General features: G+C 44.3%; 10 protein-coding genes. 3 read left to right on the top strand and 7 right to left on the bottom strand.

Annotated features, from left to right (window positions below):
- Positions 1 to 524: 524 nt before the first annotated feature.
- Positions 525 to 1,070, bottom strand: a complete 546-nt coding sequence (locus IH879_11550) for a HAMP domain-containing histidine kinase (protein ID MCH7675570.1) — start codon at positions 1,068 to 1,070, stop codon at positions 525 to 527.
- A gap of 163 nt (positions 1,071 to 1,233) precedes the next feature.
- On the opposite strand from IH879_11550, the gene IH879_11545 reads away from it, so the two are divergent.
- Entirely contained in the window at positions 1,234 to 2,718 is a 1,485-nt protein-coding gene (locus IH879_11545) for a hypothetical protein (GenBank protein ID MCH7675569.1), read from the top strand.
- Here the strand turns inward: IH879_11545 and IH879_11540 are convergent.
- The 6 genes from IH879_11540 to IH879_11515 all read right to left on the bottom strand — a co-directional run bounded on the left by IH879_11540 (position 2,650) and on the right by IH879_11515 (position 7,220).
- Positions 2,650 to 3,960, bottom strand: a complete 1,311-nt coding sequence (locus tag IH879_11540) for a NupC/NupG family nucleoside CNT transporter (GenBank protein MCH7675568.1) — start codon at positions 3,958 to 3,960, stop codon at positions 2,650 to 2,652. The genes IH879_11545 and IH879_11540 overlap by 69 nt on opposite strands.
- 117 nt (positions 3,961 to 4,077) lie before the next feature.
- Positions 4,078 to 4,647 carry a thymidine kinase gene (locus IH879_11535; GenBank protein ID MCH7675567.1) on the bottom strand — a complete coding sequence of 190 codons (570 nt, stop codon included), beginning with the start codon at positions 4,645 to 4,647 and terminating at the stop codon, positions 4,078 to 4,080.
- A 43-nt stretch (positions 4,648 to 4,690) separates the two neighbouring features.
- On the bottom strand, positions 4,691 to 5,134 hold the full coding sequence (locus tag IH879_11530; GenBank protein ID MCH7675566.1) for an SRPBCC family protein: 444 nt from the start codon (positions 5,132 to 5,134) through the stop codon (positions 4,691 to 4,693).
- A gap of 24 nt (positions 5,135 to 5,158) precedes the next feature.
- The gene (gene udk / locus IH879_11525) at positions 5,159 to 5,782 is read right to left on the bottom strand and encodes a uridine kinase (protein ID MCH7675565.1); all 624 of its coding nucleotides are present in this window, start codon (positions 5,780 to 5,782) and stop codon (positions 5,159 to 5,161) included.
- Positions 5,783 to 5,884: 102 nt separating this feature from the next.
- Positions 5,885 to 6,292 carry a cytidine deaminase gene (gene cdd / locus IH879_11520; protein ID MCH7675564.1) on the bottom strand — a complete coding sequence of 136 codons (408 nt, stop codon included), beginning with the start codon at positions 6,290 to 6,292 and terminating at the stop codon, positions 5,885 to 5,887.
- Between the two features lie 490 nt (positions 6,293 to 6,782).
- On the bottom strand, positions 6,783 to 7,220 hold the full coding sequence (locus IH879_11515) for a single-stranded DNA-binding protein (GenBank protein MCH7675563.1): 438 nt from the start codon (positions 7,218 to 7,220) through the stop codon (positions 6,783 to 6,785).
- Positions 7,221 to 7,389: 169 nt separating this feature from the next.
- Here IH879_11515 and IH879_11510 point away from each other — a divergent pair, with 169 nt between their 5' ends.
- Positions 7,390 to 7,521 carry a DUF1992 domain-containing protein gene (locus IH879_11510; GenBank protein MCH7675562.1) on the top strand — a complete coding sequence of 44 codons (132 nt, stop codon included), beginning with the start codon at positions 7,390 to 7,392 and terminating at the stop codon, positions 7,519 to 7,521.
- A gap of 238 nt (positions 7,522 to 7,759) precedes the next feature.
- Positions 7,760 to 11,522: protein kinase (locus tag IH879_11505; protein MCH7675561.1), on the top strand; the 3,763-nt coding region annotated here is incomplete at its 3' end.

Below are 11,522 nucleotides of genomic sequence, written 5' to 3'. Positions count from 1 at the left end.
ATGAACTTTTCCATTGTAAGTGCAATAATAGCAATATATATTGAAGTGAGAAATGTTAGTTATTTACTAAATTAGTTCTCTAATTATAATGACCCTTTGTGCTTTCAAAATCTCTCAGACTTATCGCAAAATACATTCCAACAATCTAAGTAAAATTTGATATTTTGATAACAGGTTAAGTTTAAAATGAATTTAGACTTATTAGCTTCGTATCTTTGAACCTTCATATATGTTGGATTTACAATTTTGCCCTAAAAGACTCTTTCTTCCAAAAAACATATCCTAAGTCTATGTTTTTTCAATATCACCAGCGTGGTCAGTTTTCAGCCATTCAAAAGCCCTAATTAGTGTAAAGAATTACCGGTTTTAGACTGAAATCCGGACACTTCGCTTGGTGTGGCTGATTATTTTTGTCAATTGCGCGTTTTGCAACTTATTGATGTTACAAAATTGTATTTAAAAAATGAAATTAAACATCGACGGGTGATGTACTTTTAATATCCACCTTTTTTACTTCTTTGCTATCACACCGGCTCTTCTACTTTTGGTGCGAGAGGTATCGTGAAATAAAAAGCAAGTCCTTTACCAAGTTGACTTTTGATCCAAATATTACCGCCTAAGTTCTTGATAACTTGTTGGGAGTAGGATAGTTCAAGGCCTGAAGTTTCTATAGGTTTAACACGCAAGAGTTCTGTTAAATTCTGAAATTTCTCAATGATAATGTCGAACATTTCTTTGGAGATACCCAGCCCGCAAATTCGAACGCCAACTCTTACAAAATTAGTAATTTCGTTGTAACGTTTACCTTGAATGACGTCCTGATCGATAAATACTTGGTCACCTTTACTCCCGAATCGAATTGCATTGGTAATCAGATTTTTCGTCACCTGCAAAAGCTGCTCTTGATCACCCAATACATAGTCGTCCGTTCTGGACTTGCGGTACTTGATTTTGATGTTTTTATCGAAGCTAAATGATTGAACTGAGTCAACAGCTGCTAAAAGCAACTCACGAATCGAAAGCTTTGTCAGCTCACTTACGAGTGGAAGATTATGGATTTCACTAAGCAATTTATTGACAATTTTCTCAAATTTAAGTTTGTTAGTGAATTAACATTTTTATATCGACATTTAGTTTTAAGGTCTTAAATTAAATAATTGTCTTTTGTTATTTTAATAATTTTGTCTAAATTTATATCCTACTAAACTTTAGTTGCCATTAGATAAGGAACGAATGAGTCAAAAAAACCTAAACATCAAGACCATCTTGGGCTTAGCTCTAGGTTCAGAAATCTGCTATCTGGTGATTGCCGGAATAGAGAATCTTAGAACGCAGATTCCGCTTTTCTTAATTTGCTATGGTGTAATTTTTCTATTTTATTTGGCGGCCGCAGCGCTCTTTTTTTACTTTTCCGGAAATCAAACAAACGGAGGGAAAATTCGATGGCTAAAAAAACTCCGGATTAAGCTAAAGGAGGAGAGAGTTTCAACGAAGGAATTCCTGACTGTTGGAATCATCTTCGGCGTAATTTTCAGGCTTACCATGCTTTTTACAACACCGACTCTTTCGGATGATATTTATCGCTATGTCTGGGATGGCAAGGTGGCATCTCAAGGGATTAATCCTTACCAGTACCCGCCCGAAGCGGAGGAACTGAAACCAGTACGGGATCAATCCATTTATCCCCACGTAAACCACAAAGAAATTTCGACGATTTATCCGCCGGTAAGTCAACTTGTTTTTTGGGGTATGTTTAAGTTAGATCCTTCACTTCTGGCATTCAAAGCCGCCTTTTTTGGCCTTGACTTATTAACGATCGCAATTCTAATTTTAGTGCTCAAAAACCTCGGTCTCAATTCAAAACGGGTTTTATTATATGTTTGGAACCCGCTAATTATTGTTGAAATTTCCGGCAGCGGACATGCGGACATTATCGGAATTTTTCTCTTGACACTTTCGCTTTGGTTCTTAACCCGAAAACAGCTCTTGTGGTCAAATTTTACTTTGGTACTTTCTTTTTTAACAAAGTTTATTGCAATCTTTCTGTTACCTTTCATCATGCTCGTAAAAAAAGAAAATAAGTCGGTTCTACTTCTATTTTTTGTCCTCTTTACAACCCTCCTGTATTTGCCCTACGCAGACGCCGGAGAAAAATTGTTTTCGGGGCTTTTGGTCTACACCGCCAAATGGCGATTTAACGATTCAATCTTTTCCTTGATTTTTTCAGCAGTCACAAAATTCTGGACCCAAAACACCGATTCGGCTTTAGAGTTTTCAAAACGAATCATTGGCGTTATTTTCGTAAGCCTGTTTGTTTACTTCATTTTTAGATTTAAAAAAGACTTTGAAAAAGAGGGGAATGTGTGGATTTTTAAGCTTGGTCTGATTTTTTTTGGCGCATTTTTTCTGCTCAGCCCGACTGCACACCCGTGGTACCTGTGCTGGCTGCTGCCTTTTCTCGTAGTTGTGCCGAATCGCGCCTGGCTTTTGCTGACAGGATTGGCCGGGTTGTCTTACTGGATTTTAATTGACTCTTCTAAAACCGGAATTTGGCAGGAAACCTCCTGGGTTAAATGGGTGGAGTACTCGCCATTTTATCTTCTTTTGGTATTTGATGGGATTAGAAACAGAATTAAAGACTTCCTTCCTTTAAATCAAAATCCCCGCAATTGTAGCAGTCAAAAAGGAAGCCAGGGCGCCACCGATCATCGCTTTTAAACCAAGCCTGGCCAGATCCCCTTTTCGTTCCGGCGCAATGCTGCCAATGCCGCCGATTTGAATTGCGATAGAGCTAAAGTTAGCAAACCCGCACAAAGCGTAAGTACCGATGGTAAATGATCTTGGTGACAAAGTCTCTTTCAACTCACCTAATTGCACAAAAGCGACAAATTCATTCAGGGAAATCTTCGTGCCCAAAAGATAACCGAAGTTCAAAACATCGGCGGTTTCAACACCCATGACTAAAGCCAACGGGGCGAATGCGTACCCCAGCATTTTCTTCAGGCCAAATTCCTCCAGACCAAAAATTGAACTAATTTTTATGAAACTAAAATCCAACAAATGAATCAAAGCATAAAAAGCGAGAAGCATTGCGCCGACATTCAGTGCCAATTTAAGGCCGTCGGCGGCGCCGGTGGCTGCCGCATCAACGACATTGACGGTATTTTTTTCTACGCTTATCTCTGCGGTTCCGGCAGTTTCGGGCTGCTCGGTTTCCGGGAAAATAATTTTCGCCATCACCAAAGCGGCTGGCGCCGACATCACACTGGCGGCCATGAGGTGTCCCGCGTCTGCGCCAAAGCGAACATAAGCCGCCATCACTCCTCCGGCAATAGTCGCAAAGCCGCCGCACATAACCGCCATCAGCTCAGACTGGGTCATCTTTGCAACAAACGGCCGGATGACCAGAGGCGCTTCAGTTTGTCCGACAAAAATATTGGAAGCAACGGAAAGACTCTCGGCCCCACTCGTACCCAAAAATTTTGCCATCACCCAGGCGACTCCCTGCACGAGTTTTTGCATGACTCCGATGTGGTACAAAATCGACATCAATGACGCAAAAAAGATGATCGTCGGCAGAACGTGCATTGCAAACGAGATTCCAATATTGACAAATGATTTTGTTTCCGGACTCCAGAGTTGAAAAGGGCCTGGAGGCAAACCTTGGCGCGGAGAAACTTCCTCCAACCCTTTGACAACGCCGGGATCGCCGCGATACAGGTTACCGAAGAGAAACTCGGCGCCGATATCCGTGAAACTGAGCAGCTTGGTAATCACTGCCTTGGCATAGAAAAATACCGCCTGTCCCGGGCCGGTTTTAAGAATAATCACTGCAAAAACCAATTGCAGTAACAACCCCCAAACGACCACCCGATAATTAATCTGCCGCTTATTATTTGAAAGCAGCCAGGCAATTCCAATCAGTACAAAACATCCGAAAACACTGATAAGACGTTCCATTTGTGTCTCCCTCCTTTAGGTTTCAATTATTCTTATATACAGTGTTGCAGAACTCGCCTGAGTTCTAGGCTTATCGAACCAGAAGTGTGGCCACTTCGGCTATTACAGTCTATTCAATTATTCAGCTTCTTCCGGTGGTTCATAACAAGTACGGCATCTTGCTTCGTAAATATCGGTGGCACCGACCAAAACCCTACCCTTGTCCTGGGTTATTCTCTGTGTGCGATTTGCCGGGTTGCCGCATTTGACGCAAATCGCCAGGGTTTTTGTGATTGACTCGGCAATGGCCAGCATCTGCGGCATGGGCTCAAACGGCTGTCCCAGGTAATCCTGGTCCAACCCGGCAACGATCACCCGCTTCCCTTGAAAGGCAAGCTGTTGACAGACGCCGACCAATTCCGGACCAAAAAATTGACCTTCGTCGATTCCGATGACTTTGGCATCTTTTGATTTCTCGAAGATTTCGGCAACGTCTTTGACTGCAACGGACGGAATCTTCTGTTCATTATGAGAAACAATGTGATTACTCGAATACCTGGTATCGATCTGCGGCTTAAATATCGCAACTTCCTGTTGTGCAATTTGCGCCCGTCTCAGGCGACGAATCAGCTCTTCGGATTTTCCGCTGAACATGCTGCCGGTGATGACTTCAATCCATCCTAAATCTTTCGTAACGACGTTAAGCATTTTGAATCTCCGTTTGTTGGTTCGTGAATTTGCCCAGGTACTATCATTTTTCACAATAGGTTTTCACAGCATCCATATCCTTTTCAAGTGCTTTTGAAATCATGCCTTTTATCATGGGAATCATCATTTTTTGCATGAATTTATGCGGTCTCGCATCCATGACCAGGGTTAGTTCGGTGTGGCCATCTACTCTTTTAACAGTAAACGCCGAATCCCATACGGCCCCATGACTATCAGTCACCATCCGAACATGATCATTTTCGACAAATTCTGTTACCTCTAATTCCGTCATCGCTTCTTTGCCATTCATCAAGCGGGTTTCACGAAAACGGGTCCCGATACCTGATTTAACATCTGATAGAAATTCAACATTTATGATATCAGGGATTGCTTTTGAAAAATTATTGATATCCGATACTGTTTTGAAAACCAAGTCAATCGGTGCGTTAATGCTTCGTGTTGCTGTAAACTGGGTCATGTCGATCATTACTGTTTGATAACTCGCGGTGCTTTACTCGTTCAGCAAAGCTTCAATTTTGGTTTTTATTAAATCAATTGCGACTTTATTATATCCCCCTTCGGGCACAATAATATCCGCATATCTTTTCGAAGGTTCAACAAATTGTAAATGCATGGGCCGCACGCTCTGCTCATACTGCTCGATGACGGACTCCAGGGAGCGGCCACGTTCAAGAATATCACGCTTTAAACGCCGAATAACCCTGATATCAGGATCCGTGTCCACGTAAACTTTTATATCCATCAGGTTGCGAAGTTCTACATTGTCAAAAATCAAAATTCCGTCCAACACGATCATCGAGTGCGGTCCAACTGTCTTTGTCTCTTTGCTGCGACTGTGAGTCACGAAATTATATACCGGCTCTTCGATCGTCCGGCCGGCCAACAAATCTTTAACCTGTGCAATCAAAAGTTCGGAGTCGATGGCATCCGGATGATCGAAGTTCTTTTCGTGGCGTTTTTCCAAAGGTAGGTGACTCAAATCTTTGTAATAAGAGTCCTGTTTCAGCAGAATGACCTTGTCCGAACCGAGATCCTTATAAATTGTTTCGGCGACCAGGGTTTTTCCCGAACCCGAGCCACCGGCAATGCCGATTAAGATGCCTTTTTTCTTCAAATTCTTTTTGGTTTGCGGTTAGGGTAGGGGCAGGTCTTGTGCCTGCCCGCTGCTTTGGGTACCCCCAAGGGGTACCCTACGGGTTCTCCGGTTCAAAAATTGTTATGAATCCGATAAAAAGTTCCTGGTAAAAGCTTCAGGGAGCAATTTAGCAATTGTAGTCTCTTTTGTTTCGCCCTCAGAATTGAGCATGAAAATTTTAATGTTCGGAGCATAGTCGATCAAAACCTGGCGGCAAGCACCGCAGGGCGGGCAAAAGTCTTTGGTTTTAGCGGTGACGACTAACTGGGTAAAATCTTTTTCTCCCTCGGAAAGCGCTTTAAAAATGGCGACCCGCTCGGCGCAAATCGTCAAACTGTAAGAACTGACTTCGATATTGCAGCCGGAATAAATTTTACCGGATTCGGTTTCTAAAGCCGCGCCTACTTGAAAGTTTGAATAAGGCGCAACAGCTCTTTGCTGAGCTGCTTCTGCGGAATTGATGAGTTCGGTAAGTTTATGCGGGGCCATTTTGAATGTCACAGTTTTTTGCCACGGATTTACACTGATTGGCACAGATTTTAAACGAGGTACTTAAACTTTTTTTTATCCGATAAATCCGTACTACAAACCGACAGCCTTGTGTTTTTTTAGCAAAGTTTTTTAGCCATGGATTCTCACTGATAAAACACGGATTTATGGACCCCAAGTTTTGAATATTATTTTTTTTTCTATTAACTGAGCCATTAAAAATATCTTTAAATGTTTTTCACACTTTAACCACATTTATCCGTGCACATCGGTGTTAACCCCGTTAGATATAAACATCAGCTAAACAGAAAACCTAAAAACTCTTATCTAATGGGGTTAATCAGGCTAAATTTAGAATTTTTTGTTGCGGCTTCGCCGCGCTGTGTCAATCTGTGGTTGTATGCATTTTTGCGGGTAAAAAAAATCCGAGATTGCTCTCGGATTTTTTCCTGAAGTTCTGCCTCCCCAGGCATGTTCTTACCTATATCAGTTAAAAAGGTAAGTCGTCTTCCGCACCGGAGTCAGCGGCTGGGGGTGCCTCGCCTGGTGGAGGCGCAGAAGAAACGTCGCTGCCGCTGCCTTCACTCTTTGCATCGAGCATGGTCATATTATCCGCAACAACTTCCGTGGTATATCGTTTCACCCCATCTTTATCCTCCCACGACCGTGTTTGCAACCTACCTTCAAGGTAAATTTTACTACCTTTTTTCAAATATTCACCGGCAATTTCTGCCAGCTTCCTCCACAGGACGACACGATGCCATTCCGTGCGTTCTTGTTTATTGCCATCTTTGTCGTTCCAAACTTCGTTGGTGGCCACATTAAAATTCGTCACCGCCGCCCCACTTGGAGTGTACTTTAATTCCGGATCAGAGCCCAAATTTCCGATCAGAATCACCTTGTTGACACTACCCCTTCCTGTAGCCATAATACCTCTCCTTTAATTTAGTGATACATAAAAATTATATTGTTTTATCGTAACAAAAAAAAAGATTTTTGTCAAGGTTTTTCTGCGGATTGTCTCTAATTGCATGAAAAAATTGTGGCCTATTTGAAAGTTGTTTACTATATTCAAAAAAAATGCATACTTTTGAGAAATCGTAGAGGCAAAAATAAAAGAGGCCATCGCAAAAGGGGAGTTCGATAACCTTCATAGAAAAGGCAAACCGCTTGACTTGAGCAATTATTTCCGGAAGCCTGCCAGGTTTAGATTATCTATGATTTCTTGAAAAAAGCAGGGTTTCTGCCGCAGGAAGTTCAGTTGATGAAAGCAATTTCGAACCTAAAAGAAAAACGCAATTCCTGCCGAGACCAAGAGGAATTGAAAAGGATAGACACAGAAATTAACGATAAAACAACTGAGCTCAATATTCTTAAAGAGCGTTATCTTAAAGCATAGCTGTAAATCCAAGTGTTATACTGTAAATAAATATGTGATTTTCTTAAGAACCAGTAACGTAAAAAGCTATGGTAGGCTCAACCCTTTTACATTATCAAATCCTTGAAAAGTTGGGCGAAGGCGGGATGGGTGTGGTTTACAAAGCGACAGACTTGCGTCTCCTACGCGATGTTGCTATCAAGTTTCTACCCCAAGAGTTCGTCCTCGACGAAAAGGCGCGCCTACGTTTTGTCCAAGAAGCGCGCGCTGCGTCAGCTCTCAACCATCCCGGCATCTGTACGGTACATGATATAGGTGAACATGAAGGTAAACATTTTATTGTGCTCGAGTACATCGACGGAAAGACCTTGCGGCAAATATTGAATGAGCGTGGCCGCCTTCCTGAGAAGGAAGTTATCGACATCGGCATTCAGGTTAGCAATGCACTGGCTGTTGCACACGCAAGAGGAATCATCCACCGTGATATTAAACCCGAAAATATTATGGTTCGCTCAAATGGCCAGGTGAAAGTAATGGATTTCGGGCTGGCAAAACTACTGGATGTGGAGATCACTTCCTCTTCCGGAGGCGAGATCTCTCATATCCCGTTAACGGTCAGTTCGATGGTAATGACCACGTTCACATCCCTGCAAGGCACGGCAGCATATATGGCCCCTGAACAGATCGAAAAAAGGACAGTCGATCAGCGGACGGACATCTTTTCAATGGGGACCGTGTTATATGAATTGGCAGGAGGAATTCCACCTTTTACCGGAGCGACACGTGTGGCTCTCATGAAATCCGTTTTGAACGATCAGCCACCACCCCTTGAAGGCAAGATTTCTTCAAAGACCGAACATCTCATCTTGAAGGCACTGGAGAAAAACCCAGATGCACGATATCAACAGCTAAATGATTTGAGTCAGGCGCTTGAAAAAATACAAAACAGGGGACCGCAGCCTAAAAAGCCATCGAGAGCTTTTTATTGGTCTTTCACTACAGGTGTTCTCCTTATCATCCTATTTTTGCTATTAGTTTTGCGCGATCCATTTTCAACAGGTAATAAAAAAAACATCATTTCATTACAAAACCTTCGTTCGATCGGTCTTAGATCAGAAATGGAAAGATTTCCGTCATTTTCACCTGACGGCAAACAAATAGTTTATATGTCAAAAAAACTCACAGATATTACTGGATTTGGCAGTTTACGGATCAAGGATCTTGAATCGGGCCACAGCAAACCATTGTCAATCCCACATCAGTTTAAGGCTGAAATCGAATTCCCCGAATGGTCACCGGACGGACGACAAATTGTCTTTGCCAGTTCAGGAATCTGGATTACAGATACGACAGGTCAACATCTAAGCCAAATCGTCGATTTTGGTTTCTGTCCGAAATGGTCTCCCGACGGAAAGCAAATCGCATTTTCGACGTATTGGTCGGATGTGAAAAACGGGGCAATTTTTGTCTATGATTTCGCAGACAGTACTTTTTCCAAAATCTCGCCGGAAAATGGCAGAAAGTTTACGCAACCCAGTTGGTCGATTGACGGAGCATGGATTGCTTGTGTTGCTAATGTGGGGCTGAAGTCCGAGATGTGGTTGATTGAAACTGGCACTTGGGCAGCGTATCCTTTACTTGATTTAGATAATCATATTCAATACCCAACATGGTCACCTGACAATGAGCTAATTTATTTTATCTCTGACAAGAATGGTCCCCGCGATTTATGGTATGTCCAAGTTGATCTTGTCGACAAACAATTAATCAATTCTCCTACCCAAATTACCACGAGTCTGCACACGGATTTTATGGATATTTCACCTTCCGGAGATCAGATTATGTTCTCCGTGAGAAATGCGAGACAGGAGCTTTGGAGAGTCCCCCTTTTCAAGTATCCTGAAAATGCCTGGCAACATGCGGAATTATTGGCCGATCGTATGAACATTTCAAATCTCGATATCTCACCGGACGGCACTAAACTTGCCCTTGAGGAGGGAGATCGTGAATTGCGTATTTTCTCGCTTTCGGATCATCGCGAGTCGTTGTTGTATGCAGGGCAGCGGGCATTTTCGCCATCGTGGTCTCCCGATGGGAAATGGATTGCCTTCGATGCCGGTCTAACGGATCGCTTCATTCAGGCATTAGCGATCAACTCCATCGACGTCATTTTTGCCGGTTCGTTCAGCCAGGGCCTCTTTCGCTCAGAAGACAACGGTGAAAACTGGACTGCCTTCAACAACGGGCTGACAGAGATGCGGGTGCTATCCCTGGCCATAAACTCGCTTGGAGACGTCTTCTCTGGAACAAGCAATGGCATTTTCATTTCGAGCAACAATGGCGACAACTGGATGGAAGTAAGCAACGGCCTCGAAAACAAATTCGTTTTTGCTATTTTTGCCACGCCCGAAGACTCGTTGCTGGCCGGCACTTCGGATGGCGCTTTTCGCAGCTCGAATCATGGTGCCAATTGGACAAAAGTAATTTCCTTTTCAAGTATTCGCTCATTTGCCCGGGATACGAGCAACGTCCTTTTTGCCGGCGGTGGCGGTGGTTCCTTTTTTCGTTCCTCGGATAATGGACTGACCTGGGAAGCCGGAAGCAACCCACTTGTGTTCGGCTCTTTCGAAGATTTTTTGGTCATGCCTTCGGGAGAACTGCTCGCCGCGACGGCCAATGATGGTATTGTAGGATCTTCCGACAACGGCGACACCTGGCCGCAACAGAATGCCGGACTGACCGCAGTCGACGTCGTTGACATGACGCAGACGCCAGGCGGAACCATCTTCGCCGGCGGCAACGATGGTATTTTCCGCACGAATGATGGTGGTGAGAATTGGAGCCGAACTATCGAAGACACCATAGGCCTGGATGTGCGCTTCATCGCCAGCAGTGACACGGGCCGGCTGTTCGCCAGCCTCGGCGGGAAACTAACGATCTCAGACAACAATGGGGACTCTTGGTTTGTTGCCGACAGCAGTTTCACCGTCTTCTTTCCGAACTCTATCGCCTTTGGCAGTGACAATGATGTTTATGTTGGAGTGTCTGGCCAGATATTCAAATCAACTGATGGTGGCGAAACCTGGATCGAGCTGGTTACGGGCATTCCGAGCACGTCGGTTCAGGCGATGGCCGTCAGCGGCGCGGGAACCGTCTTTGCCGGTACACGCAGCAATGGCGTATTTCGCTCCACCGACGCCGGCAGCACCTGGGTTGAAGTCAATAACGGCATCGGTCAAAATTTTGATATGACAGCGTTTTTGTTTCAGCCAAATGGGGATGTGCTGGTGTCGAGTTTTGATGGCGTGTTTCGCTCAAGCGACAACGGGGACACCTGGGAGAAACGGGGCGCTGTGCCAGTACTGGGCGTCGAAGACCTGGGGCGCGACTCGGCGGGCAATCTTTTTATCGCAATGAGGGGCGGCGGCGTTTCTGTTTCCGAAGACGATGGTGCGACCTGGACAAACATTAACGACGGACTTTTACATAAAGATGCAACGGCTCTACTCATTGATCCGGATGACAACCTCTACACCGGCACCCGTGGCGGCGGGGTTTTTCGGGGTATCAGGCAACCGGTCTCGGTTGAAGCAGATGACGCAATCTTACCGGGTGACTTTGTTCTTAAGCAAAACTATCCCAACCCATTTAACCCGAGCACGACTATTTCGTTTGAGGTTCCTGCCCCTTCAGGGCAAAAAGTCACGTTAGCGATTTTCAATGTGCTTGGCCGGCGGGTCCGGGTTCTGGTGAATGAAAAACTTGCCCCGGGAAGTCACTCCATTGCCTGGAACGGCCGGGATCAATCCGGCAAGTCGGTCGCCAGCGGTGTTTATTTGTACCGGCTCAAAG

The organism is candidate division KSB1 bacterium, assembly GCA_022562085.1.
Classification (GTDB): Bacteria; Zhuqueibacterota; Zhuqueibacteria; order Oceanimicrobiales; family Oceanimicrobiaceae; genus Oceanimicrobium.
This window is presented reverse-complemented; position numbering and strand designations above follow the sequence as displayed.